The 26102-nt window shown below is 45.0% G+C and carries 23 protein-coding genes, 3 tRNA genes and 2 rRNA genes; 12 read left to right on the top strand and 16 right to left on the bottom strand.

What is annotated here, in order from left to right; all coding sequences use genetic code 11:
- Positions 1-84: 84 nt before the first annotated feature.
- The 3 genes from thiI to ezrA all read right to left on the bottom strand — a co-directional run bounded on the left by thiI (position 85) and on the right by ezrA (position 4533).
- The gene (gene thiI / locus ACOMA8_RS12150; RefSeq protein WP_161899865.1) at positions 85-1302 is read right to left on the bottom strand and encodes a tRNA uracil 4-sulfurtransferase ThiI; all 1218 of its coding nucleotides are present in this window, start codon (positions 1300-1302) and stop codon (positions 85-87) included.
- Between the two features lie 76 nt (positions 1303-1378).
- Positions 1379-2521 (bottom strand): cysteine desulfurase family protein, encoded by a 1143-nt coding sequence (locus ACOMA8_RS12145; protein ID WP_421371067.1) that lies wholly within the window; start codon positions 2519-2521, stop codon positions 1379-1381.
- 290 nt (positions 2522-2811) lie between these two features.
- Entirely contained in the window at positions 2812-4533 is a 1722-nt protein-coding gene (gene ezrA, locus ACOMA8_RS12140; RefSeq protein WP_161899302.1) for a septation ring formation regulator EzrA, read from the bottom strand.
- Between the two features lie 417 nt (positions 4534-4950).
- Here ezrA and ACOMA8_RS12135 point away from each other — a divergent pair, with 417 nt between their 5' ends.
- Positions 4951-6300, top strand: coding sequence for an aspartate kinase (locus tag ACOMA8_RS12135; protein WP_161899301.1), 1350 nt, complete (start codon positions 4951-4953; stop codon positions 6298-6300).
- Positions 6301-6442: 142 nt separating this feature from the next.
- Here ACOMA8_RS12135 and ACOMA8_RS12130 read toward each other — a convergent pair whose 3' ends face one another.
- Both ACOMA8_RS12130 and ACOMA8_RS12125 read right to left on the bottom strand, forming a co-directional pair.
- Positions 6443-6973: a pyrophosphohydrolase domain-containing protein gene (locus ACOMA8_RS12130; RefSeq protein ID WP_421371064.1), complete on the bottom strand. Its 531-nt coding sequence runs from the start codon at positions 6971-6973 to the stop codon at positions 6443-6445.
- Between the two features lie 25 nt (positions 6974-6998).
- Complete coding sequence (locus ACOMA8_RS12125) at positions 6999-7835, bottom strand: Cof-type HAD-IIB family hydrolase (RefSeq protein WP_421371062.1); 837 nt, start codon at positions 7833-7835, stop codon at positions 6999-7001.
- Positions 7836-8024: 189 nt separating this feature from the next.
- Between ACOMA8_RS12125 and ACOMA8_RS12120 the strand changes: the two genes are divergently transcribed.
- Entirely contained in the window at positions 8025-8993 is a 969-nt protein-coding gene (locus ACOMA8_RS12120; RefSeq protein ID WP_161899299.1) for an asparaginase, read from the top strand.
- Positions 8994-9266: 273 nt separating this feature from the next.
- Here the strand turns inward: ACOMA8_RS12120 and ACOMA8_RS12115 are convergent, their stop codons facing one another.
- The 5 genes from ACOMA8_RS12115 to ACOMA8_RS12095 all read right to left on the bottom strand — a co-directional run bounded on the left by ACOMA8_RS12115 (position 9267) and on the right by ACOMA8_RS12095 (position 15658).
- A complete protein-coding gene (locus ACOMA8_RS12115; protein WP_421371060.1) occupies positions 9267-10022 on the bottom strand; it encodes an acyl-[acyl-carrier-protein] thioesterase in 756 nt (251 codons plus the stop codon).
- Positions 10023-10087: 65 nt separating this feature from the next.
- Complete coding sequence (locus tag ACOMA8_RS12110) at positions 10088-10921, bottom strand: fructosamine kinase family protein (protein ID WP_421371058.1); 834 nt, start codon at positions 10919-10921, stop codon at positions 10088-10090.
- Positions 10922-10998: 77 nt separating this feature from the next.
- Positions 10999-11790, bottom strand: a complete 792-nt coding sequence (locus ACOMA8_RS12105; RefSeq protein WP_421371056.1) for a tyrosine-protein phosphatase — start codon at positions 11788-11790, stop codon at positions 10999-11001.
- Positions 11791-12392: 602 nt separating this feature from the next.
- Complete coding sequence (locus tag ACOMA8_RS12100) at positions 12393-13781, bottom strand: L-cystine transporter (protein WP_161899295.1); 1389 nt, start codon at positions 13779-13781, stop codon at positions 12393-12395.
- A 548-nt stretch (positions 13782-14329) separates the two neighbouring features.
- Positions 14330-15658, bottom strand: coding sequence for a C1 family peptidase (locus ACOMA8_RS12095; RefSeq protein WP_421371054.1), 1329 nt, complete (start codon positions 15656-15658; stop codon positions 14330-14332).
- A 356-nt stretch (positions 15659-16014) separates the two neighbouring features.
- Here ACOMA8_RS12095 and ACOMA8_RS12090 point away from each other — a divergent pair, with 356 nt between their 5' ends.
- The 6 genes from ACOMA8_RS12090 to ACOMA8_RS12065 all read left to right on the top strand — a co-directional run bounded on the left by ACOMA8_RS12090 (position 16015) and on the right by ACOMA8_RS12065 (position 20151).
- The gene (locus tag ACOMA8_RS12090) at positions 16015-16410 is read left to right on the top strand and encodes a GntR family transcriptional regulator (RefSeq protein WP_421371052.1); all 396 of its coding nucleotides are present in this window, start codon (positions 16015-16017) and stop codon (positions 16408-16410) included.
- Between the two features lie 51 nt (positions 16411-16461).
- Entirely contained in the window at positions 16462-16668 is a 207-nt protein-coding gene (locus ACOMA8_RS12085) for a PLD nuclease N-terminal domain-containing protein (protein ID WP_161899292.1), read from the top strand.
- Positions 16665-17591, top strand: a complete 927-nt coding sequence (locus ACOMA8_RS12080) for an ABC transporter ATP-binding protein (protein WP_421371049.1) — start codon at positions 16665-16667, stop codon at positions 17589-17591. The genes ACOMA8_RS12085 and ACOMA8_RS12080 overlap by 4 nt, the downstream gene beginning before the upstream one ends.
- The gene (locus tag ACOMA8_RS12075) at positions 17588-18355 is read left to right on the top strand and encodes an ABC transporter permease (protein ID WP_421371047.1); all 768 of its coding nucleotides are present in this window, start codon (positions 17588-17590) and stop codon (positions 18353-18355) included. Before ACOMA8_RS12080 ends, ACOMA8_RS12075 begins: the two co-directional genes overlap by 4 nt.
- A 38-nt stretch (positions 18356-18393) precedes the next feature.
- Positions 18394-19812, top strand: coding sequence for a hypothetical protein (locus ACOMA8_RS12070; RefSeq protein WP_421371045.1), 1419 nt, complete (start codon positions 18394-18396; stop codon positions 19810-19812).
- 90 nt (positions 19813-19902) lie between these two features.
- Positions 19903-20151: a hypothetical protein gene (locus tag ACOMA8_RS12065; protein WP_161899288.1), complete on the top strand. Its 249-nt coding sequence runs from the start codon at positions 19903-19905 to the stop codon at positions 20149-20151.
- A gap of 147 nt (positions 20152-20298) precedes the next feature.
- Here ACOMA8_RS12065 and ACOMA8_RS12060 read toward each other — a convergent pair.
- Positions 20299-20372: transfer RNA gene (locus ACOMA8_RS12060), tRNA-Asn, on the bottom strand.
- A 315-nt stretch (positions 20373-20687) separates the two neighbouring features.
- On the opposite strand from ACOMA8_RS12060, the gene ACOMA8_RS12055 reads away from it, so the two are divergent.
- On the top strand, positions 20688-21872 hold the full coding sequence (locus ACOMA8_RS12055) for a serine hydrolase domain-containing protein (protein ID WP_421371043.1): 1185 nt from the start codon (positions 20688-20690) through the stop codon (positions 21870-21872).
- A 214-nt stretch (positions 21873-22086) separates the two neighbouring features.
- On the opposite strand, the gene ACOMA8_RS12050 is transcribed toward ACOMA8_RS12055, so the two are convergent.
- A tRNA-Thr gene (locus ACOMA8_RS12050) sits at positions 22087-22159 on the bottom strand.
- 251 nt (positions 22160-22410) lie between these two features.
- Positions 22411-23064 (bottom strand): HAD hydrolase-like protein, encoded by a 654-nt coding sequence (locus ACOMA8_RS12045; RefSeq protein WP_421371040.1) that lies wholly within the window; start codon positions 23062-23064, stop codon positions 22411-22413.
- A 216-nt stretch (positions 23065-23280) separates the two neighbouring features.
- Here ACOMA8_RS12045 and ACOMA8_RS12040 point away from each other — a divergent pair, with 216 nt between their 5' ends.
- The 3 genes from ACOMA8_RS12040 to ACOMA8_RS12030 all read left to right on the top strand — a co-directional run bounded on the left by ACOMA8_RS12040 (position 23281) and on the right by ACOMA8_RS12030 (position 25497).
- Entirely contained in the window at positions 23281-24255 is a 975-nt protein-coding gene (locus ACOMA8_RS12040) for a ring-cleaving dioxygenase (RefSeq protein ID WP_421371037.1), read from the top strand.
- A gap of 95 nt (positions 24256-24350) precedes the next feature.
- Positions 24351-25010, top strand: a complete 660-nt coding sequence (locus tag ACOMA8_RS12035) for a flavin reductase family protein (protein WP_421371035.1) — start codon at positions 24351-24353, stop codon at positions 25008-25010.
- Positions 25011-25029: 19 nt separating this feature from the next.
- The gene (locus tag ACOMA8_RS12030) at positions 25030-25497 is read left to right on the top strand and encodes a GNAT family N-acetyltransferase (protein ID WP_421371033.1); all 468 of its coding nucleotides are present in this window, start codon (positions 25030-25032) and stop codon (positions 25495-25497) included.
- Between the two features lie 193 nt (positions 25498-25690).
- Here ACOMA8_RS12030 and ACOMA8_RS12025 read toward each other — a convergent pair.
- From ACOMA8_RS12025 to ACOMA8_RS12015, 3 genes are all read right to left on the bottom strand, one after another.
- Positions 25691-25764, bottom strand: a tRNA-Asn gene (locus tag ACOMA8_RS12025).
- A 12-nt stretch (positions 25765-25776) separates the two neighbouring features.
- Positions 25777-25892 (bottom strand): 5S ribosomal RNA (gene rrf, locus ACOMA8_RS12020).
- A gap of 86 nt (positions 25893-25978) precedes the next feature.
- A 23S ribosomal RNA gene (locus tag ACOMA8_RS12015) occupies positions 25979-26102 on the bottom strand; the annotation flags it as partial.

Here is a 26102-nt window from a genome sequence, read left to right as displayed (position 1 = left end):
CAAACTAGCTGTATTGGTGACAGCTGCCCGCTCCCAACTGATTTCATAAGAAAAAAGCCGCCCGCTCCGGACAGCTTTCTTTCCTTACAGCAAATCGGCAAATTCCGCTTCTGCTTGGGAAGCGGCTGCCTGGTCAGGGCTAATTTCTTCAATTTTCAAACCGGCCAAAGAACGGGCAATCATCCCTTCAACATCCAAACGTGCTTCGTAGTAATGGACTTTTTCCAATTTTGGTCGTGTTTTTGGCTGCGGTGGTGCAAAGATGGTACAGCAATCCTCAAAAGGCTGAATGGCTAATTGGAAAGTGTCGATTTCTTGTGCGATTTCAATGATTTCCAATTTGTCCATCGTTACCACCGGACGAATGATTGGTGTACTGGTCACTTCGTTAATAGCCACCATCGACTGCAGGGTCTGAGAAGCAACCTGGCCTAAAGATTCGCCGTTGATAACCACTAGGCCGCGCCGTTGTTCACGAATAGCATCTGTGATCCGCAGCATGAAACGACGAGTCAAGGTCATCCAATAGCCTTGGGGGACACTGCGTTTGATTTCTTCTTGAATCTCTGTGAAAGGGACTTCAATAAATTGAATTTTGCCCACATAGGGGGTCAATTTGACTGTCAGATCTTTGGCCTTTTGCAGGGCTTGCTCACTGGTATAAGGCGGCGAAGCAAAATGAACAGCTTCAATCTCGACGCCTCGTTTCATTGCCAAGTAGCCGGCTACGGGGGAATCGATACCGCCAGAGAGCATCAGCATGCCTCGGCCGCTGGTTCCTACTGGCAACCCACCAGCACCTTGGATAGTTTCATAGGACAAGTAAGCACCGTTCTCCCGAATCTCTACCCGCAAGTTGATGTCTGGCTTTTTCATTTGCGCTTTGATTCCGGGGATTGCCCGAAAAACAGCTGCCCCCAGTGTTTGGTTCAATTCATCAGAGTTTTGCACAAAGCCATGGTCGCTGCGTTTTGCAGTAATTTTGAAGGTCTCGCTACCGGTATAAATTTCCTTCATCAGCTCTTGCACCGCAGTGATGATTACATCAAGTTCTTTTTCCACCCGGATACTAGGAGAAAAGTTTTGGATACCAAAGACTTTCTTCAGCTTTTCAATGATAGGTGCCGCATCCGCCCCATTCAAATACAGGTGCATCCGGTCACGGTCTGCCCGAACAATGATTTCAGAATGAGCAGCCAATGCCCCTTTGACATTTTCTGCCAGACGCATGATGAAGCTTCTGCGGTTCTTTCCTTTGGTGGAAAGCTCGCCATAACGCACCATGATTTCGGTATAATTCAAATTCACTATCGTTTCCCCTTTACTTGTCTATTGAACAGCTGCTTCTATCAAACAGCAGCCTGGTCTTTGCTGTGTCTCAGTTGATTTTTGAAAATTTGCGGTACAGCTGGTTGAAGATAATCAAAAACTGTTCCACTTCTGCCATGGTATTGCTTTCGTCCAAACTGACCCGTACAGCAGAGGTTGCCAAATTGCCGGCTACATTCATGGCGTGAAGCGTGCTGCTTTCGGTCTTACTGCGGGAAGAACAAGCGCTGGTGGTGGAAATGTAGATTTGCTTTTCTTCCAAAGCATGAACCATGACCTCGCCTCGAATTCCTTGTAGAGCAAAACACAGAATATGAGGCGCGAAGTTTTCTGCCCCACTGAAGACGGTGACCTTCGCAAACTTCTGTAGTTCTTCGGTCAGGTATTCTTTCAACTTTGCTACATGTGCAGGTCGTTCCGCTTTTTTTTCAACAGCGAGACGTAGCGCTTTGGCCATCGCCACAATTCCAGCAACATTTTCGGTTCCACTGCGATGATTTTCTTCTTGTCCACCACCGGTCATAAGTGGCGCTAGTTTGCGGCCTTCTCGCCAATAGATAAAACCAACGCCTCGTGGTCCATGAAATTTATGGGCGGAAAAAGTCGCAAAGTCCACTCGCTCCGTTAGCCAGAGTTCTTGAGGAACCTTGGCAATCGCTTGAACCGCATCCACATGGAAATGGATTTTCGGATAATTCTTCAGCAGCTCGCTGATTGCTTGGATGGGTTGAATCATCCCAACTTCATTGTTTACTGCCATCACCGAGACTAAAATCGTCTCTTTGCGAATAAGTGCTGCCAGCTGGTCCACATCAACGAAGCCTTCTTTGTTCACTGGTGCAATGCTCACTTCAAAGCCTAATTCTGCCAGCTGTTGAGCGGTCTCAGAAACTGCCGGATGTTCAACAGCAGAGATAATTAGATGATTGCCAAAAGACTTTTTAGCAAGAGCCGTTCCCTTCAGCACCCAGTTATCGCCTTCTGTTCCACCGGAAGTAAACCAGATTTCGTGAGGTGATACTGCCAAAATACCGGCAATTTGCTTGCGAGCCTGCTGCATCAAACGATTCGCCTGTGTCCCCAGATCATGCAGACTGGAAGGATTACCCATAATTTTCTGGCTGGTTTTTACGTAAGCATCCAGTGCCAATGGATGAATAGCGGTAGTGGCACTGTTGTCAAAATATATCATAATTACGGTCCTCTCTGTTCCTACCCTGGGCTCAACTAAAAGTACTGAGCAGCGGCAGGCAAAAATTCTTTCTCATTATATACGTTGTTATCCTGCCTTTCAAGGGACCTTACTCGGTCTTAAAACTTTAACAACGCGTCAATGTGCATTTTGTGATCGTTCTGTCGGCAGAATAGAACAGCCCCTCTGTAAAAACTTTTAACCGTCCTATCCGTAGTTTTAAAAGCTTTCGATAGAAAAAGACCTTCCGTGAAAGTTCGGAAGGTCTTTGGTTATTGAGAGGTTGTGACTTAAACCAAGTCGCGGTTATTGAAGTAGAAGCTTTCGATACGTTTGAAGGCACCCGGTTCTACTCGTTCCAAGGCTTGACCAATTTCATCCAAAGCAGCTTGGTACTTGTATTCTTTACTAAATAAGCTCAGGCTACGATCGATGGCCGCTTTGATCTCAGGATGAGAATGACGGTAACGATTCGCGTATTGCATCATTTGTTCAGTCAATGCTGCTGCATCCACCAAATCGTTGGTTTTGGTTTCTAGTGCCTTGATGTCGCTTTCGCAATCAGCCACCAATTTGTTGACCTCTACCATGTTGACCCGAATCTTATTCAAGGCTTTGCTTAAGTCTTCCACGCGGTCGGTGGCCATGAAGAACCCTTCTAGATAATCTCCTGGCAAGCCTGGCAAGCGTTGTTTTTCCACATAGCGTTTTAAGTTGCGTAAGCGGAATTCATACTGCTCGATTTTTTTCTGAGCAGCTTGTTCCCCTTGTCGCAGTTCTCGCAAGCCATTGTCAATCTCTACTTGTTGGCCTTCCACATCATCTAATATCTTGTAGGCATCTTTATAGAAAGTTTGCGCATCAGAAAATGGCAATTCGTGGTTATCCAGTTTTGGATGGATTACATTTTTCTGACGGTTTAGCTCGTCGATTTCTTGTTGGAAACCACGAACCTTGCCCAATTCGTTGTGATTCAACGTATAACTTTGAGAGGTATGGTCAATCTCAATCATCAGCTGATGATTGTTCTTATTGGCATGTTGAATGTATTCTTCTACAACAGGACGATTTTTGTGCACGTATTTGCGGGCATCCATTTCTCGTTCCATGACTGTGTACAGTGAATCAATCGCACTGGCCGTGTCGCGATTGGCAACTTCCACCGTTTGAACTTCGGTTTTTTCCAGATCTCCCATTGATTTTTCAACGCGCTTTTTCACGCGGTCAATTTCAGTTTGGAAGTTCTCTTCTGGAAAGACGTAGTTGTCTGACAACAGTTTTTTGTAACCTTCTTGGATTTCTTTGAGCTGATCCGGGAAAGTTTTGTTCAATTCTTCATAGGCTGCCGGGATACGCTTCATCGTATCTTCCAACTCATAGGTGTGCTGTTCGGCTTGTTCCAGTACTTCCCGAGCTTCAACCGGATCGCCGGAAGTATTCAGTGTTACGAATTGGGTAAATTCGATCTCGATATTTTTCAGTTGTTTTTGCAGTTCGGAATAGGCTGGACCATATTCCTCTCCGTTTTCCCGCAATGTCTTTTTCAACTCTTCGTAGACATCCAGCGCTTTTTGGACTTCCAATGAATTGCGTTCCTCTGATTCCCGCAATTCTTTCAAGCCGTTTCTGACTTGCTCGACTTCGGTTTCCATTTCGTTCATAGTTTCTTCGGCATCCACAATAGCCGCTTTGGCTTTCATAAAACGGAAAGTTTCATTTAGGCTCTCTACCTCGAAAATGCGGCTTTCCAATTCCGCAAAAGAAGAAGTGGAGATATCCGTCCATTTTTGATTCCATTCGCGGAAGGTGTTTTGGCTTTGTCCTACCAGATGCATCTTTTTCACATCGTCGACTTCTTCCAGGACCGGCAGATCGAAGAGTGCTTCCCGCCGTTTTTCCAACTCATGAAGCTTATCCTGATTCTTTTTCCTCATCACAAAACCGACACCATATAAGATGGCTGCCACGACGACGATGGCGATGATGATCCCGATGATAACTTGTGTAGACATTGCTGGTCTCCTCCGCATTCAAAATATCTGGTATTATGCCTTTAAGCAGGCTTATTTTATATGAAAAAAGTAGTGAAAAACACTGTATATATGGAAAATACCCTAAAAGGCATCTACGCTAGATTATAGCACAAAGCCCCAACACTAGCACTAGCTATCATAAAAAACTTTACATTTTTTTGCAACGCTTAATTTTCATAAACGCTATGGAAATTTTCCTTTGCGCTAGAAACTTTTAAAAGATTTACAGCAGTTTTTATAAAGTCTTTCAGTAAATTTTCCATTTTTCTGACAATTCAATTGGAAACACCTTGCAATTTGTGGCAGATTTTTGTACTCTAAAAACAATACTTAGGTTTCTGTCATGAAGGCATCGGAGGGTGGATGCCTCACTTTACACAAAAGGGGTAGGTCAACATGAAGGTTATCAAATTCGGAGGCAGTTCGCTTGCTTCCAGTGCACAGGTTCGCAAAGTTGTGGCTATCGTCAAAGATGATCCAACCCGGCGTTTTGTTGTGGTTTCCGCACCGGGGAAGCGGAACAGTTCTGACACTAAAGTGACTGATCTGTTGATTCAATTATATGAAAGAAAATTGGCCCATAAAAGTCTCTCACCAGTTATTGAGGAGATCTTCTCCCGCTATCTGGAGATTGGTGAGGCCTTTGAAGTCGATGAAGAACACCTGGCTGCGATTCGGCTTGATCTGGAGGCAGTGAATCAGCTGCCTATTGAAAATAATCCTCATCTTTACGATCATATTTTAAGCCGAGGAGAGGACAACAATGCCAAGCTGATTGCCGGAATCTTGCAGGCAGAAGGCGTCAATGCTCGCTATATCAATCCTAAAGAGCTGGGAATTTTAGTTTCTGACGAACCCGGCAACGCCCGGGTCCTCTACAAGGCATACAAAAAAATCTATAAATGGGCCGACTCAGAAGCTGTCCTGGTGATTCCCGGCTTTTTCGGCTACACCGAAGAAGGCAATATTTGTACCTTCTCTCGCGGGGGGTCAGATATCAGTGGCTCGATTGTCGCCGCCGGTGTGAAGGCGGATCTCTATGAAAACTTCACGGATGTTGACGGAATCTACTCCGCCCATCCCGGCTATGTTCATCATCCTGAAATCATCAAAGAACTGACCTATCGGGAAATGCGAGAACTGGCTTATGCCGGCTTTACGGTCTTCCATGATGAGGCGCTAATGCCTTCTTATCGTGCGAAGATTCCAGTGGTTATCAAAAATACCAACAATCCCAACTGTAAGGGAACCAAGATTATTCCCAAGCGCGATCAGCATGAAAAGCCAGTCATCGGGATTGCCAGTGATGAAGGTTTCAGCATGATTTACATCAGCAAATACCTGATGAACCGAGAAATTGGCTTTACCCGCCGTGTACTGACAATTTTAGAAGAGTTTGGTATCGGCTATGAACACATGCCTTCTGGAATTGATGACATCTCAATTGTCATTCGCAGCAATCAGTTAGACAATGAGCTGCAAGAACAGCTGATGCGTAAGATTGCTTATGAAATTGATCCAGATGAACTGCGCATCACCCATGATCTTTCCATGATCATGGTGGTGGGTGAAGGAATGCGTCAACGAGTCGGGGTCACATCAGAAAGTACTGCCGCACTGGCTCGCAAACGAATCAACTTGGAAATGATTAATCAAGGCTCTTCTGAAGTCAGCATCATGTTCGGCATCCATAAAGACCAAGAGAAATTGGCTATCCGCACCTTGTATTACACCTTTTTTGACTAAACAAAAACCGTGCTGTCTAAGACATAGCCAGTTGCCAAAATATGGCAGTTGGCGGGACTTCAGACAGCACGGTTTTTTCGACTTTGTTTAACAGTTTAAAAGAAGTTTAGCAGGTCAGACTTGAATTTAGCCGTACCTTTGATCAATTTTCTTGTCCTTGTCGAAGTTGGCGCTGCAATTCTTCTTTGATTTTGGCTTCCGGCGCGAATTCTTCAGCCCAGTTTGCCGGTTTCATTACTTTGTTCGTGACAGGATCATAATGAGGCTTGCCGTCAGGAAACAGCTTGCCCATATTTGCCTCATGCACGATGGCCATAATCGGCTGGGGATCGACCCCCATCAAAGCAAAGCTCCCATAAGTCAGGTATAACAAATCCGTCAATGCATCCGTTTGAGCCACCAAGGCATCGGTCACTGGCTCATTTTTTTGTAAAACCTTCGCCTGTGCGCGATCAATTGCCTCATGGAGTGCCTCCACTTGTTGGTCAAAGCGCCGGTGATCGCCAGCGGCTGCGGCATATAAGAATTCGACCAGTTCTTCGACTTTGAAATCCGCGCGAAAAAGAGCTTCTTGAAAATCAAAAGCCGTGGGTTGTGGGGACTTTCTAGGATCAAAAATATCATGAAAAGCCGCCACCATTTCATAAGGTGTCTTATTTTTTGTCTCAGTCATTAGTTATTTCTCCTTTAGCAAGCAATCATATGATTCGATAGTGTCTAAGAGCTTGGGCAATCCCATCGGAATTATTGGAGCCAGTGACGTAATCTGCCGCAGCTTTGGCTTGTTGCTGGCCGTTTCCCATTGCTACCCCAATTCCTACACCCTTTAGCATGTCAATGTCATTGAGGTGATCGCCAAAAGCCATCACCTCTTTGGTATCGATGCCTTTTTCTGTCAACACATGCTGGATTCCCGCTAATTTGGAACCTCCCTTTGGCACGATATCCACTGAAAAAGTATTGGAACGCAATAAATCACAGCCTGGCAATGCCGCCGCCAAGCGCCGATCTCCAGCAACAGGGCTGAACATCATGCATTGGTACACCGGTTGATCCAAAATTCCCATCCGCCGATAATGCAAGTCCGAACGCAAAAAATGAATTTTTTGCAGCGCCCCTTTCATGAATCCGACGGGCAAACTGCGGGGCAAAAAGCGGATCAAGCGCTGGCCGATTACCGACTGGCCCAATTTCATCAAGCGACTGCCGATGACTTGTTCTCTCAAGCCAAAATTCACGGACCGACTGTTTTGATCGGCGTAGCTGACGATTTGCTCCAAAGCTTCTCGCTCAAAAGTTCGCGAGTAAACAAGGTCTTCGTTGGTATAAACTAACTGGCCGTTATAGGTAACATACATATCCAATGGCAGGCATTTTAATAAACGCCCCACTTTAGCAGGGTCACGACCGGTGGCAACTCCCACCAATATTCCCCGTTCTTGCGCTGCACGGATTGCTTTTTTGGTGCTAGGAAGCACATGACCGCCAGCTGAAAGCAGTGTCCCATCGATATCAAAAAAGATTGCTTTAATCATGCGTCTTCCTCCCTTTCTTATGACTTCAATGACTTTATCATATCAAAACCACGGGAAAATGGTAAGTGATGCGTCGGCGTTTTTTGTTGCTTGGGGGATTTCAGGTATCATGATACAATGGCTTCGAAATAAACAACGGGTCGAAAATCCGCTGGTTTTACTAAAATTATTTTCAAAGTAGGTGGCTCAATGAAAAAAATACTGGTTCTTCATACCGGCGGCACCATTGCCATGAAAGAAGATGCCTTGACTGGCGGGGTCACACCAGATGTAGCAAATCCGCTAATGGATGCGTCGGTGGCACTTCCTCTAGATGTCGAGTTGGTAGTGGAAGATATCTTTAATCTCCCCAGCCCTCAGATCACGCCGGAACACATGCTTCAACTCAAAGAACGAATCCAGATTGCCAAAATTGCTGGTTTTGACAGTATAGTCATCACCCACGGAACCGATACGCTGGAAGAGACAGCCTTCTTTTTGGATACCACTATTGGTAATCTGCTTCCTATCGTAGTCACCGGAGCCATGCGCTCTTCCAACGAACTAGGCAGTGATGGTCTTTACAATTTTGAAAGTGCCATTCGGGTCGCTGCCTGCGATAAAGCAGTGGATAAAGGTGTCATGGTGGTGATGAATGACGAAATTCACTCTGCTCGTTACGTGACGAAGACTCACACTACCAATGTTGCGACTTTCCGCACACCAACTTTGGGGCCTATTGGTCTGGTGACTAAAAGTCGCATTCTCTTCATGCAAGAACTACTACCCGCACCTCATTGGGATGTGGATCGCGTAGACGGCTTGATTCCTATCATCAAAGCTTATGCTGGGATGCATGGGGAACTGTTTACGGCTTTAGCTCAAAGCAGTATCGACGGCTTGGTGATTGAAGCCCTGGGAGCTGGCAATCTGCCTCCGGATACGCTCCCACCTCTACAACAGATGTTAGATCGTGGGCTGCCGATAGTTTTAGTGTCCCGCTGCTTCAACGGGGTGGCCGAACCCGTCTATAGCTATACCGGCGGCGGACGCCAACTACAGGAAATGGGCATCATCTTCTCCAACAGCCTCAACTCTCAAAAAGCTCGTATTAAATTGCTGATTGCCCATAACCGCCACTTGAGCCGTGAAGAATTGATGACTTTCATGGAAAACTAAGCTGCAATTTTACAAAAAGCAAGGCTGTAACACCGAGCAATGCCAACTATTTCAAAGCTTAAACAAAGTATATTGGATGCACTCCTTGGGGCTTTCTCCGTAAAAAAACGTGACCGTACCTGCAAAAAACGCATGACATATTCAACAAACAAGAGACACGCAACTTCCATTAATAAACAGTGGAAGCTACGTGTCTCTTTTGGCTTGCGGCTCATATTTGGTAGTGTCCGCTTTAGAAGAGGTTGACAGAAAGCTTGTCAGATTCCCGCACTTTTACGACATTTTTTTCTGCCATTTGATGTTGGCTTCACAACAAAGGTCCTCTCCCAAACGGATTTCGTGGCGCGTCACAATCAAGCCATCACTGTCCTTTGTTGGCGGCAGAATTTCGAAATGACTGGTAATCTCATTGCCATATTCTACTTCTTTATCATAGCGGACGATTACGTACACTGGAACATGCGTAGTCAAAAAGTCCCTCCCCAACACATCAATCATCCAGTTGAAATAAACAGCATTGTTGACGTGATGGTTGCTATCGATATCGTAAAAACGCACCCGGTAAGGCAGATAGGTCCCCGTTTGGATCTTTTCAATTTTCGGGTAACGGCGGATGCGTTTCACTTTTTCACTTTCATAGGGCGCAATAATTTCTTCCGGCACACTGGCCATTTTTCGATTTTTGATATCCATCAATGCAAAGACCGCTTCGATTTTCACCAATTCGTTGCCAAAAGCATCCTCAATCCAAAAATGACGATAACAGAAATACTTGTTGTACTCCATCGCCATCGTAGCAATCGTCAACACTTCACCCACTCGTGGCAGGCGAGTAATTTCCAGCTGATAGTTGGTCAAGATCCAAGTCAATCCGAAACTGTGGACAAATTTTGTTCCACGATTAAGACTATCGCTTTGCTCTTCAGAGACTTTGATGGATGCAGAGATCATGGCCGGAAAAGTCATCGTCCCGTTGACATCGCACTCGTAGTAGGCGACTTCATGTGTTGTTGCATATTTGACTGCCAAAATAATTCCCCCAAAAAACAGGCAGGCGGTGGCTTGCTGCCTAACCGCTGCCCGCTGTGATTTTATTAAAATGCTGCTAGAATCTGATCCACTTGGGCACCGTAGCTTTCGCCAAACTGGTTTAAATGCGCCAGTAGATAATACAACTGGTAGATTGGTTGGCGTTCTTGCCAGCCTGAAGGTAGTGGAAACAGGTCTTGATAGGTTTCCAGAAACTCCGCCTTAAATCCACCGAAGAGCTGACTCATGGCAATATCCATCTCCCGATCCCCGTAAGAAACTGCTGGATCTATAAAAATTGGCTGGCCGTTTGCCGCAAAAAAGACATTGCCGCTCCAACAGTCACCGTGAAGCAGGCTCGGCATAAAATCGTGATCTCGCCAATGATTCCAAATGTATTCTTTAAGCTTCAAGTAGCCAGCTTCCCGCTCTACATTCCAAACATTGTGCAATTTGGCTAATTCTACTTGGACATCCAAGCGACAGGTCAAAAAGAAATCCACCCAACTCCCCGTCTTGGCATTGACTTGCGGTAAGATCCCGATGAAATTATCCTCGTAAAATCCAAACTGCTGGGCACTCTGTTTGTGTAAGTCTGCCAACGAAGCCGCCAACTCCCGATGATCCCCTTCCCCAGGCTCAATCCACTCCATTAACAAGTAGGCGCCAGAAGGAACTTCACCAAAGTCATAGATTTTAGGTACCCGCACGAAATCAAAAATCTCTTTGAGCCCATGAACCTCTGCCTGAAAGAACTCTGCATTGACATTTGGGTGGTATTTCAGGAAAAAACTGCCCTCTTCGGTATTGATTCGAAAACTCTGATTGACATCTCCACCGCTGATAGGCAGAACTTGACCCTTCAATCCGAGCTTTGTCATAACTTCTGTTGTTCCCATCGGTCATCTACCCCCTTTAGCTGCTTGTTTGCGACACAATTGCCTCAAAAAACCACGGCTTTCAACAAACACGAGCTTCACGCAAAATCTGTGTAGAGTTTGCGAAAGTCTGACAAATCACTTGCGGACAACTGCAACCCATTTTTCAAAAAGCCGGACATGTCGCCATAATTTTTAGTAATTGCTTTGAAGCTTTCTGCCAGATAGCTTTGATCGGCTCGCATCAACTCTTTGATGCCAGCAAGCATTGCTTCTGGCGCTCCCGCTGCTTGGGCTTGTTTCAGCATATCGCTGGTTTTTTGCACCATGTTGCTGTTGGTTTCCAGGTAGTTTTCCATGATGCTGTCTTGATCAACCTCTAAGATAGCGAGAATCAGCGCCGCGCCAAAACCAGTACGATCTTTTCCAGCAGTGCAGTGAAACAAAACGCCCGCCTCGGGAGCGTCATTTTCCAGCAGAATTTCGATAAAACGGTGATAAGAAGCCCGTGAATAATCTTCTTCAATAAAATGTCGATATACTTTTTGCATCTGCTGTGCAGCATCCTGCCCTGCTTGAATCTGTTCCATCAATGTACGGGGAGCTGCCGACACCTTGGTTTCATCTTCTTTAAAGATCGGTAAAAAGATGTTTTCGGTATGAGGAATTTTGACATCTGGTTCCCTGGATTGTTCAGCAATGGAACGGAAATCAACCACTTTTACAATGCCATAAGCCGCTAGTTGCTCAGCATCTGCCGCAGTTAAATCAGAAATTGCTGCCGAGCGGATTGCTTTTTTATAGCGCACGGCTACTCCTTCTCGATTGCGATAGCCTCCTAGATCCCGGACATTTGCTGCACCTTGCAGCCGAATCAATCGTTCTACCATGTTACGACCTCCACCTTCTATTCGTTCTGTGCTTTGGGGCCGTTGGTACAAAGACCGTAACCAGCAAACCTTGTAATTATCTACTTTTTGTAAACGACTTTTTTCCAAGATACAAGCCCTCGTTACTACTGAGTATAGCAGAAACTCGTAAAACCGTCTTAGGATTGTAACCTTTTTATCTGAAAACGACGAAACATTCTTATTATTTACGCTTTTTTCTTTGAAGCTTACGAAAGTGAAGGAATGCCGTTCACAAATAAAAAAAACAAGGTATAATATAATCATAAAATGGTCAGTCCGTTTTTGTTTCAGCTGTCGGCTATAACAAACGACTTGGAGATGATGATGATGTTTTATCTGTTAATCGGGCTTTTAACCTGCTGCCTGTTGTACTTAATCGATTTGACGTTTCAGATCCTCGACGAAGCGGATCCGACATTCCATGAAAAGAATAGTTGAAACTTGCCAGCAACTGCTTTTTTAGTGATGCTCCGAGTTTCAGTCAATCTTCTGCCTAAAAAAACAGCCGAAAAGCTGTGGTCCAGAAATCAGAATGAATTCTGATTTACGACCATTGCTTTTCAGCTGTTTTTTTTAATAGCTTATTGTGCGTCAATTACTGCATTTGGATCTTCCAACACGTTGCGATCCAGCCCTTTGATACGCGCGCTGGTCACAATTCCTGCTACCATGCTATCAGAAACATTGATTGCTGTGCGGGCCATGTCGATCAATGGTTCAACGGAAATCACCAACCCAACGATTGCAATTGGCAAGTTCATGGCACCTAAAACAATCAGAGAGGCAAAAGTCGCGCCGCCCCCTACACCGGCCACCCCGAAGGAACTGATGGTGACGATGGCGATCAACATCAAGATGAATTCCAGACTAAAGACATTGACTCCGGCAGTTGGTGCTACGATAGTCGCCAGCATAGCTGGGTAAACCCCGGCACAACCATTTTGACCAATGGAAATCCCAAAACTAGCAGAAAAATTGGCCGTGGCATCATCCACGCCAAATGCTTTCGTCTGGGTTTCGATGTTCAACGGCATCGCACCGGCTGATGAACGGGAGGTAAAAGCAAAACTCAGTACCGGCAGCGCTTTTTTCAAGTAAGTAATCGGGCTAACTTTAACAAAAGCCAACAGTAACAGATGGACTAGCAGTACTACAATCAATGCTGAATAAGAAGCCAGAATAAATTTCCCCAAATTGACAATTGCCTTGAAATTGCTAGATGCCAAGACGTTGGTCATTAAAGCAAACACCCCATAAGGCGTCAGACGCAACACCAAAGTCACAATGCGCATCACAATTTTGTAGAGGCTATCCATCAAATCAGAAAATGTTTGGGCTTCTTTTGGTGCTTTTCGTTTTACCCCCAGATAGGCGACCCCAACAAAGGCTGCAAAAATCACGACACCAATCGTACTAGTCGGTCGTGTCCCAGCCAAGTCAGCGAAGACATTTTTAGGAATGAAAGACAAAATCTGTTCTGGAATCGACAGAGAAGCGACTTCCGTCTGGCGTTCTGCCAATTCTGCGATGCGGGCGGTTTCCGCTGATCCCTGAGTGAAAGAAGCACCGTCCAAACCAAAAAGCATCGTCGAACCAATCCCAATCAATGCGGCAATGGCTGTAGTACTAAGCAAGACAGCCAAAACCGTGAAACTGATCTTGCCCAGCTGATTGCTTTCTTTCATCCGAGTGAAGGCACAAACGATGGAAACAAAGACTAACGGCATCACCAGCATTTGTAAAAAGGCAACATAGCCGTTGCCGACAATCTTCATCCATTCCAAAGAACCGGTCACAACTTTGTCTTCCGTCCCGAAGATCAGCTGCAGTGCCCCCCCGAAGATAATCCCGGCAAAAAGCGCCGTAAATACTCGAGTGGAGAATTTCAAATGTTTTTGCTGCATACGATAAAAGCCATACAGCGCCGCCACAAAGACGGCTAGAATAAGTACAATGAGCAGAGTTGTCATAGAATCAACCTTTCTTTTTCCAGCATTTTGCCCACACAAAAAGCGCGTCTTGCTCTCGGGGCGGAGGACCACGAACAGGCTTTTAGAGAACTGGCGCTAGCCGGATTTGTTAAATGACAAGTCCGTCAAAGGAAGTAAAGGTTCCCAGTGACCATTCTTCAACAGTTCACTCTGATAACTTACTTATTATCAGTGACGACCTTATTATAGCGAAAGAGTTAAGAAATGTCTTTTCAAGAAACTCGGAAATTTTTATGAAAAAGGAGAACTATCTGATTTTCCTTTTTTGTCAAAATCTGATTTTCCCCTTACACAGCCACAGCTCGCTATTTTCCTACACTCATTTTCAATAGTAGCCCTAATGAATAGCTAACCAATCTCAGCCAAAGCCGCTGCTAAAAATCAGTAAGATTTGAATCGCTAATCCTGGTGGTTATCTTGAGAGTCATCGGCCAATTCTGCAAAAAAAACAGAGAAGCTGCCAGCTTTTGGCCTGCCTCTCTGTTTTTTTATTTACGATATTTTTCAAGTAATGGCAACGAACAAGCTTATGCCAATGCTCCCATTGGGTCCCATGGAGCCAAAACAGTTGGTTCAGCTTCAAAAGCTGCCAATTGATCAGCAGTCAGGAACTCTTTGCGAACGACGATTTGATAGGTGTATTGATCCATCCAGTCGTCTGACGCGACGAAGAAGCCGTTATCGCCGACTTTTTCACCCCAACTGTTTTCAACTTTCCATTTTGTGGATTTGCCATCCACAATGTCTACACCAGTTAAGACCATTGCGTGAGTCATCAAGCTTTCGCCAAAATCCAGACGTTGTGCTTTAGTCATCGTAAAGTCAATGTCAAACAAGTCATTCACATCATAGGCATCTAAAGCCATGATCCCTGATTCCCGTGTGGAAGATTGACCCACATCACAACCAAACCAGACAGACTCGCCAGCTTCCAATTGTGCAATAGCCAATTTTTTAAAGGTTGACATATCCACATTCAGATATTTAACATCTTTGCCCCCAACGACATTGCCCAACATTTCTACTGTGTAGGATTTGTCGTATGGCTTGTCAGCGGTTGGCGCATTGATGATTGACACGTAGTCATTCAGATCAACACCGACGTATTTTTCATAGAAGCTTTGTGGTGTCAGGTTTTGGTCGATATGGTAGTTTTTGTCTTCGTCCCGGTATTCAAAGTCGAATTCAGTCGGCGGAGTTCCCAAAGACATAGCCAAGAAGTTGTAGACGTTTTGCAACATATCCCCTTTAGCTGCCTGAATGGCATCAGCTGCCTGGCCTTCAGCAACCATTGTTCGCAAAGTAACGGCATCTTTGCGTAACAATTTGTTCAAATAGTTGTTCAAATCGCGAGAATTAGACGAGTTGCTGCTTTCTGGCATAACCGTTTTCGGAACCACACCGTATTTTTGGAAGATGGAAACAATCATATCCCATTGGCCGCCATCTTGTTGCGGTGTTTGCAACAAAAACGCCACTTTACGGCTTGTCATCTCTTGATCTGCCGTTGCTAAGATATTTTCATAGAAGTAGTTGGCTTTTTCATACTTGTCCCAGAAGAATGTATAGTTTTGAGACAATTCAAAATCCTTCAGTTTGAAACTGTTGAGCATTTTGTGGCGGAAAGTGTTCAATGCCGCAAACATCCAGCAACGGCCGGATTGCTTTTGATTGGCAACTTTACCAGTAGCAAGATCCAGGGAGAAAACTGGAACATTGTTGACTTGTGTCTCGAAGTTTTCTGCGGAAGCGGTGATGCCGTTTTTGATGACCCCGCGAGCCAAGGCGTTGTGTTTGTTGTTGGCATTGAAATCCGCCGCGAATTTGGTTGTCATTTCTTTGGTGATTTCTGACATGTGATTCATCCTTTCATTCATCAGACACGACTGCCAGTCGACTTAACGACAGGGACAGCCGTTCTTTACTTGGGTCTAAGTGTCGCTTCCCAGCGACGCTTAGACACTTACGAAAACCATTGTACTCCTTTGATTTTCTGAAAACAAATAATGTGCAAAAATTCTGTAAAAACCATCATGACTCTAACGGAATCCTTGTTTTCTATTCAGATAAAAAGAATCACTACGCCAAGAGAACCATAAAACTTTCGCTAGCTGTCTTTGTTTTTTTATTTGAACAACGTCGGCTAATCAGCTTTGGTGTTTGCCTTTTTGTATTGTTTGTATTAATATTTATAATACAAAGAGGTGATCTTATGCTGCTTGAAATTGATACCCGCTCCGAGACCCCCATTTATCAGCAATTATGTGACCAAATTATTGTGGGAATTGCGCGGCAGGAATTAGCCGTTGGTGAGACGCTTCCCACAGTTCGGCAGTTGGCAGACGAGTTGGGCGTCAACACCATGACGATTTCCAAAGCTTACAACTTATTGAAAGAGGCTGGCTACCTGGTAACTGACCGCCGAAAAGGTTCGATTGTCACCCGGCCGGATCCTTTTCCTGAAGTCGCTCTTTTGGATTGGCAAAAACGACTGGCACTGCTTTTAGCAGAAGCTCACGTCCATCAGCTGCCAAAAGAGCAAGCAGAAGCCGCTATTGCTGATATCTGGCAGACTTTTGAAAAGACAAATGAACAGCAAACCGATTAGTTTTATCAACCAAACACGACACGTTTTGCGTTACTAAAGGAGAAAAAAATCATGACGATTGATCTGAATCAATATTTACCAGTGCTGATTCCACTGATTATCCTGCAGGTGGGCCTGGCTATCTTTGCCATTGTTGATGTTTTGCGGCACCCCCACTATCGTTTCGGCAACAAGCTGTTGTGGGTGCTGGTCTGTGGCCTAATCTCGTTTATCGGCCCAATCTGCTACTTCGCGTTCGGAAAAGGGGTAGAGGAATGAACGCCATCACATTGAGGGACGTCACCAAAAGCTTTGGTCAAAAAACAATCTTGGAAGGGTTGAATCTTACCGTTCCTCAAGGTAGCATATTTGGTTTCGTTGGCGAAAACGGCGCCGGCAAAACTACCACCATGAAACTGCTTTTAGGACTGTTGCCTCCTGACAGCGGCAAGATCACGATATTGGGAGAACCCGTCCGAATGGGTGGTTCTAGTACCAATCGAAACATCGGTTATCTGCCGGATGTTCCCAGCTTTTATTCTTATATGCGAGCCACCGAATACTTGCGGCTTTGCGGTGAAATTACCGGCATGGATCCTCAGCAAATTTCAAAGCGCACCAAAGAGCTTCTACAGTTGGTGGGTCTCAGCAATGTCAACAAGAAGATTGGCGGCTATTCTCGGGGAATGAAGCAGCGGCTGGGATTGGCCCAAGCCTTATTAAATGAACCAGCCATCTTGATCTGCGACGAACCCACTTCTGCTCTAGATCCCATTGGCCGTCGTGCTTTTTTGGATATCTTTGCCGGACTGAGACAAAAAACCACTGTCCTCTTTTCTACCCACATCCTAAATGACGTGGAAGCGATCTGCGATCATGTGGCCCTACTTCATAAGGGTCAGATTCAATTGGCTGGTCCATTAGATGAGATAAAGCAATCTTATGGTGCCTTTCAATATGAAGTGATTTTTACTGAAGTCAGCGCTTGCGAAAAATTGGCGGTTGCTTTACAAGTACAAACAGACCTTCCCGGCAGCGTTAAAACCTCTGGTGAAAGTCTGACAATTAGTGTTTCTCAGCCGGAGACAGAGGGTCGTAAGCTATTGAATCTCATCGAGCAACTGGCCCTTTTGCCTCGTAGTTTTCGTCTGGTTGAGCCAGACTTGGAACAGATTTTCTTAAAGGTGGTGGCTAACTCATGATCAGACAAACCGGCATTCAACTGAAGAAAGAATTTTTTGAAGCATGGCGTCGCAAACGCATTTTGGTATTGTTGATTGTCTTTGTCGCTACCGGACTGATGTCTCCCACCTTGGCCAAACTAACGCCGGAAATCATGAGGGCCGCACTGCCGGCAGGAATGGCTTTACAGTTGCCGGCTCCCAGCGCTGCTGACGCCTGGACACAGTTTTTCAAAAACAGTCTGCAATTCGGACTTCTAGCAATGGTTTTGTTTCACGCGGATACATTGTGTGGGGAAGTTGAACGAGGCACATTAGTAAATTTATTGACCAAAGGAATGAATCGGACCGCTGTCGTCTTAGGGAAGACCATGTATCTTTTGAGCATTTGGACATCGGGCTTTTGGGGCTCATTTTTGGTCAGTTGGGGCTACACTGGCTACTTCTTTCCTGACAGTGGCCAGCTTCATATCTTGACCAGTTGTCTATTGCTATGGCTTTACGGCGTTCTTTTCCTCAGCTTAATGATAACAGCCTCCGCCATTGCCGCCAGCAGTATGCAAAGCTTACTGTTGATGGCATTGGTTTTAGGCAGCTCCATGTTGCTGGGGATTTTTCAAAAGATTAAAGACTACGATCCCTTCACACTGGGTAGCCGCAACTTGGAATGGCTGACAGGAAGTGCCAAAATCATTCACAGTTGGCCGGCAATCTTGCTGGCACTGTTGTTAATACTAGTCGCTATCGGATCAGCTAACCGAGTCTTTAGTCGTCGACAGCTCTGAAACGCTCTTTTTAACCCCTTGAGAAAGTAGGTATAATTATGGCTTTTGTCAACTTCATTCTGGTGGGTGTCTTAATTTTTCTGTATGTCATTATGGCCTTCAGTCTCGGGATTGCCGGCAAGCCTCATAAAAATGTAATCCTGGAAAATACACTGCCCACCGACAAATTAACTGCGCCGGAAACCCTGGCAATAATCAATAGCTACAAGCGCGCCTTATGGAAAACCGCCGCCGTGAGTTCGCTGTTGTCACTGACGATACTCATTTTCACCTACGATTCCTTGATAATGACCTTCTTTTGGCTGCTGATGCTGGTGCCTTTGACGGTTTTTTATGGAATTGAGATCCGGTATATTCGTAAAATGGCGCTGCTCAAAGCACAACTTGGCTGGCGGATTCCAGTAGAACCAATCATGGTGGATACCCGCCTAACCGTAGCCAAAAACAAACAAATGGTGGGTTTTGCCTGGTTGATTCCGCCACTAATAGTAACGTTGGGATTTACAATTTGGCAATTCAGCACTGATTTTGACGTCAATTTAATGATGAATCTCGTTGCTATCTTTAGTTGGCTGCTCGCAGTTGGTTGCTGGTACTCTGTCAAGCGGCTACCGGTAATGGCACCCACAGATGATTCTGACTTGAACCGTCGCTACAATGACCTGACAAAACGTAGTTGGTCTCAAGTGGCTGTTGGAATTTCCTATGGATTTGTGGCCATCTTTCTTTTGTCGATTATCGGCCCACAGCTATCCGGACTAGGAGCCATTCTTTTAGCGATTGTCTCCTTCTTAACCATTTTTGGCAGTATCTTCTTGTGTATCGCTCACTTGTTGGGACTGCGAAAAAAGCAAGACGCACTATTAGCCCAGACAGAAGACTTCCGCTATGCTGGTGAAGATCGCTACTGGCGTTTTGGAGTTTATATCAACCCGGCTGATCACCGCTTGATGGTAGCTGATCGCATCGGTTTGAACATCTCTATGAATCTGGGTCGGCCAATTGGCAAAGTCCTCGTGGGGCTCATTGGTCTTTTGGTCCTCGGAGCGATGGTCATGACCTTGCTTCCCACTTATCTATTGGACTTTAGTCATGAACCCTTTACAGGGGAAATAAATAATGGTGACGTGTATCTGTCAGCACCACTTTCCGGCAGTTCACAGATTCCCATTGAAGCAATCCAAAAAGCAGAGCTCATCGATAAAATTTCGGATAGAGTCGCCAGTATCCACCGTACCAATGGCTATGGTGGTGCTTATTATCAAATCGGCCGTTTCACAGTCGATGGAAAACAGGCCGTCTTTTATCTCGACAATCGTTCTCAACCGTTACTCCATCTGGTCACTAGGGAAAAAGACTATTACTTCACCTTCAAAGAACCTGCACAGACAAAGGCCCTTTTTACTACCCTTCAAACCAAATTGAAGGAACTTCCTGCAAGCAGCTCTGAAAAATAAGCGTTATCATTTTTCTTTTTATCTTGCCGGTGCTAGACTTGTTTTAGAGGATGATGATCCGCTAAATTTTTGGAAAAGAGATGTTTCCTAATGGATAAAATCAAGGAATGGTTAGCTGATGGTGGCGAGATTTTCGTAGTTCAAGAAGGCGAAGGCGGCTACAAAATTCGAGATTACGACGAGTTGACCGCATTGAAGATGCCCAAGCGCGCAGATGGACTGGCAGAAGCGGTCATCATCGAAAAAGGTGATAAAAGCTCGAAATCCACTGCCAATGTTCCAGCATTGGCAGACTTACTTGCCGAGATTGAACGCATGGTCACTGATTTCAACAGTTGACGCTATTTATACTGATAAAAAGCACTACTTTTTAGCTATTAATTTGGCTATCAAAAAGTGGTGCTTTTTTTCTTTTTTTGATAGCCATCAGCTGCAGCCCCTGAAGACAGCAAAAAAACCTTTCGCATATGCGAAAGGTTTTTTAGACTCCGGCAGTAGGACTCGAACCTACGACATCATGATTAACAGTCATGCGCTACTACCAACTGAGCTATGCCGGAAGATTAAACAATAAGGTTTAGCCAACGAAATGCCAGCCAACCGTTACAAATATAGTATCAAGTTCTCCGCCTTTTGACAATACTTTTTTAAGCATTTTTTCAAGAGAAAAGGCAAAGCGTCTGCCCCTACCAAGACCTTGCAAAACTGTTCGTTTCCTCAGACAGCTATCACTTGTAAAAAGGCGCCAACTGAGTAGAATAATAGCAGCCAGTGACAAAGTACTCGCTACTAAGAAACAGTTGAACACAGGACTGTTTTTTTCCGTCTTGTTCTAAATACGGCCGAATACGAAGAAATCAGGTGAGCTTATGCCAATGCGCCACGCAAAACCACGAAAACACCATCTCGTTTTGCTTTTTAGCTGCCTACTAGTGGCAGGTGCTCTTATCATTTTAACCAATAACTCCTGGACAGATAAAATTTTAGGCCTCTTTCAGTCAGAAACCGTCCTTCCTGTTTCCAAGGCGACTGCTTTAACACAGTTGATAGAGGCGCCTTCTGCCGACGATTACGCCTCTTTGCAAAAAACGGTTGTCACGGAGGGAGCAGACGAATGGGACCAAAAGATTAGCGAGACCGGCTTTATTGGCAGTGTCTTACTCATCAAAAACGGTCGGATCCTATTGAATAAAGGCTACGGTCTGGCCGATGCTCAAACACAACAACCCAATACACCCCAGTCTCACTATCAGATTGGTTCCATTCAAAAAAGCTTTACCGGTTCCCTGATTATGCAGGCGATTGCAGCCGGCAAACTGACTTTTCACACGGCCCTCAGTGACTTTTATCCTGAGCTTCCGGCAGCTGAGACCATTACCATCCGCAACCTTTTAGAAATGACTTCCGGCTTGAGACTACCGACAATACCTGATTTCGTCACAACTGACAGTGACCTGATCGCTTTTGTCAAAACCCACACCACCTTAAAGAATCAAGGACATTACTTTTATTCTCCGGTGAATTTCATAATACTGGCAGGAATTTTGGAACAGCTTTATCAAACCGATTATCAGACATTGTTTCAAAAAGCTTATCAGCAGCAATTGGGTCTAACCTCTACCGGTTTTTACGAAAACTGGCCGAAAGACCCCCTGCGAACTCATTCTTATAAGCAAGCCGAGGGTGATCCTTATGCCGAAGAAATCAATGAAACCCCTGCTAGCTTTGCCCATGAACTGGGAACCGGCAATGTCTCCATGGACATTCGCGACCTCTATTGGTATTTCCATCAATTACTTGCAGGTCAGGTGGTAGACAAAAAGGTACTGGCAAATCTTTGGGCTGCCAACAACGAGCCTGCCTATCGCAGTGGCTCCTATATTTATCCGGACCACATCCGTGCCCATGGTAGTGAGCAAGGCCAACGAGCTATGGTGCTTCTAACACCAGATGCCAAAAGTGGGGTGATTCTTTTAACCAACAGCAATCAGCCTGAACCCTACACACAGTTGATCACTCATTTATTTGACGGAATCACAGGAACGAATGCCGCCTTTTAAGACAAAAAAGCTGCAGCGCGTCATCATCTAAATGACAGCTAGCTGCAGTTTTTACGTTTTACAATCTTTCCTGTTTTATTCTCTACTTGATTAACTGGATATTCGCCTTTTTTAAGATCAAAGGATGGCATTTGGCAAAAGAACACGCCTGCGACAACTTCCAAAATGCCACCACAAAAAAAGGTTTTCCAAACGAGTGCTTGGAAAACCTGAAAGCCACTTAACGGACTTGAACCGTTGACCCCTTCCTTACCATGGAAGTGCTCTACCAGCTGAGCTAAAGCGGCATGTTATAAAAACAGATTAAAAAAATAAAATTTGTAGGTAATGACACATCACCACAAGCAGTCACGTCAATTATCTTGTTATTCTAATGACGAGCACAAATGAAATTATAAGGTATCCCGACAATGAAGTCAACACTTTTGAAGTGGAAAACGTAAAAAATCACTAAAAATTCTTGCTACCCTTTTAACAGGGAGAAAAAGCCCGTCATAGCAGACTTCTTCACCCTTTTTCACTTAATACCTCTGCTAAGCTAGTTCAATTCAGTAGTGATTAAGTCTGCCAGCGCCAAAGGGGTTTCTACCAGATATTTTGCCCCGGCTGTCGCCAACTCTTGCTGATCGCCAAAGCCCCACAAGACTCCCACCGGTGTCACACCATTCAAGGCGCCGCCAATCATATCGTGTTCCCGGTCTCCAATCATCCAAGCTTGCTTTTTATCTTTTGTACCAGCAGCTGCTAAGGCATAAGCCAACACAGCCTCTTTTACCACTCGTTCTCCTGCCATATCGGCACCATAGATCCCGTCAAAGTGAGCTGCCAATTGAAAATGCTCTAAAATCTGCTTTGCAAATACTTCCGGTTTCGAAGTCGCTAGGTATACGCTGATTTCCGGATCACGACCCAATTGTGCCAATAAGGTTGCAATGCCGTCGTAGACCTGAGCTTGGAAAATCCCGCCAGCGCGATAATTTTCCCGATAATAAGCGACTCCTTCAGCCGCGCTTTCTGGTGACAAGCCTAATTTTTCAAATGATTTACTCAGGGGCGGACCAATAAAACTCCGTAGCTGTTCATCTGTCAAAGGCTCCAGCTGCATTTTGGCCATTGCGTAGCGGACAGATGCGAAAATTCCTTCAGAGGAGTCTACGATTGTTCCATCCAGATCAAAAAAAAGTGACTTCATCTTATTTCCTCCTATCGATCCCGTCGTTGCGATCGTCAGTTACATCCATTATAACGTGAATTTGTCGCTAAAAGCAGAACTCTTGCTAAGAAAAACAAAAACCTTTATACTTACTTTTAGTAAGGTATCGATTAACAACTAACTCGTTGGACCACTTAAAATTTGAACTTTCGTTGCTATTTTGTTGCGGCGACTGTCATTCAGGAGGAAATAAAAATGGACACACAAATTAGAGGATTACATCACGTTACTGCAATGACATCCAGTGCGAAAAAGATTTACCGCTTCTTTACTGATATCTTAGGACTACGGATGATCAAAAAAACAGTCAATCAAGACGATATCGAAACGTATCATCTGTATTTCACCGATGATTTGGGTTCGGCCGGCACGGACATGACTTTCTTTGACTTCCCTCATGTTCCTAAGGGTACAAAAGGCACCAATACCATTTCCCGAACTTCTTTTCGAGTGGCCGATGATGCTGCTTTGGCGTGGTGGGCTGACCGCTTTACCACCCATGCTATTCAACATGGTGACATTCAAGAACGTTTTGGCAAAAAATATTTGGAATTTGAAGACTTCGACAATCAACGCTATCAATTGATCTCAGATGAAAAAAATATCGGCGTTGCTGGTGGAACCCCATGGAAAAACAGCAATGTACCAGCAGATAAAGCAATCATCGGCTTAGGGCCGGCTTTTGTCAGCGTCCGCAATTTTGACCATATGAATTTAGTGTTGGTCAATGTACTAGGCTTTGAAAAGACAGCTGAAGACGGTGACATGACCTTGTATGAAATCGGTGAAGGCGGCAATGGCGCATCAATCATCGTAATCCACGACGACCAGTCTCCAGATGCTGGTGAAGGTTACGGCAACGTTCATCACTTGGCACTGCGAGTGGCTGACAAAGAAGCGCTGGAATGGTGGATCAAACGCATCAACGATTTAGAATTTCCAAACTCCGGTTTTGTGGAACGCTTCTACTTCGAATCAGAATATTTCATGGCAGCACCTAACGTTCTCTTTGAATTAGCTACGGATGGCCCTGGCTTCTTACAAGACGAAACCTACGAAACTGCCGGCGAAATTCTCTCTTTGCCACCATTCTTAGAACCTAAGCGGCAAGAGATTGAAGAATACGTCCGCGAGTTCGACACTTCTGACGCCAACCAAAAGCGGCAATAATATTCACTTCCAACAAGCCCTACTTTCGCAGCGGGGCTTGTTTTTGTGTATGATAGAGAAAAGGTAGTCTTGCCTATTTGAAAGGATGAATCGCTATGTCCCATTACCATTATTCCGCCGACCAACTCAGCCAGAAGCAGGCTTACAAATTTCTCACCGGAGCGATTGCCCCACGTCCCATTGCCTGGATCAGCACCCACAATCTCGAAACCCGTGTGACAAATTTGGCCCCGTTTAGTTTCTTTACGATACTCAGTAGTCGGATTCCCTTAGTCATGTTATCTGTCAATCGCCGACCAGACGGTACACCAAAAGATACCGCCCGTAATCTCCTAGCTGCTCAAGAAACGAAAAACGAAACAGCGCCTACAGCCGGTGTGATCCACATCGTGACACCGGAGCTATTGTCGGCTATGAATCAAACCGCGGCTTCCCTCTCTTTTACAGATAGCGAGCTGGAGTTGCTGCCCGACGAGCTGCAACTACTTCAGGAAAAAGATGCTCCACTGGCAGTGGAAAATGCAAAGATTCGGTTCAATGTCCGCCCATTTCAACACCAGCTCCTAACCGATCGCAGTGACCTGCCTATGACTGATATCTTTTATTTAGAAGTCACTGATTTCTATTTCGATGAAACTGTCTTTGATGCTAAGCGAGAATATATTTTGACAGAAAAGCTGGCGCCAGTCGCTCGGTTGGCCGGCAATGATTACAGCCACTTGGGCCTCTTAGAAACGTTGAGACGCCCGGATTAAGCTAGGAGATGTCACACCCATGAACCAATTGAAGATTCACCCTGTTAATCAAACCAACTGGCGGGAAGTTGCTGCCTTGACAGTTGCCCCTCAGCAATCCCATTTCATTGAGAGTAACCAGCAGTCCTTACTGGAAGCAGCTTACGACCATTCTTTGATGTGGCGTCCTTTGGCATTATTTAACGGAGACATTGCGGTGGGATTTGCAATGGTAGGTGCTTACGATGCCGGTGAACATAGTGTCTGGCTGGATCGTTTTATGTTAGATTATCACTTTCAAGGTAAGGGCCTTGGAAGTAGCTTTCTAAAATTATTGACGACATTTCTCTTTTCTGAATTTCCCGTCTCTAAAATTCTTCTCAGCCTCCATGAAGAAAATTCAAATGCCGCAGCTCTTTATCGACAGCATGGTTTTCAAGACAGTGGCCGTTATGATCCTGAAAACGGCGAAAGAATCTATGTATTGCTGCGGACAGACCGGTACTAGTATCTCGTCAGCTTGTGTCCTAGTCCTATTACTTGTCATTTAAGCACGAGCAAAAAAAGAGCTCAAGCCAGAATTTCTCTTGCTTGAGCTTTTTTACTAGTTTGATTTGAAGCTATCAACACCATTTGACAAAGAGCCTTTGAATCGTATTTTAGATAAAAAAAAAGACAGTACCTATACTGTCTTAAAAGTACTCCGGCAGTAGGACTCGAACCTACGACATCATGATTAACAGTCATGCGCTACTACCAACTGAGCTATGCCGGAAAATTACAAACAGCGTGGCGACGTCCTACTCTCACACCGGGCAACCCGGCACTACAATCGGCGCTAAGAAGCTTAACTTCTGTGTTCGACATGGGTACAGGTGTATCCTTCCCGCTATCGCCACCACACTATTCTTACTGAGTGTTCAATCATTGCCCACTCAAAACTGGATTTGAAGTCTCATCATAAACCGTAAACCTTACTTCCTTTTCTCTTGGTTAAGTCCTCGATCGATTAGTATCAGTCCGCTCCAACCATCACTGGCCTTCCACTTCTGACCTATCTACCTGATCATCTCTCAGGGATCTTACTTCTTTAAAAGAATGGGAAATCTCATC

It is taken from the genome of Enterococcus infantis (assembly GCF_049166715.1).
Taxonomy (GTDB): Bacteria; Bacillota; Bacilli; order Lactobacillales; family Enterococcaceae; genus Enterococcus_C; species Enterococcus_C leclercqii.
Note: the sequence above shows the minus strand (reverse complement) of the source record. Positions and strands in the feature narration are given on the sequence as shown.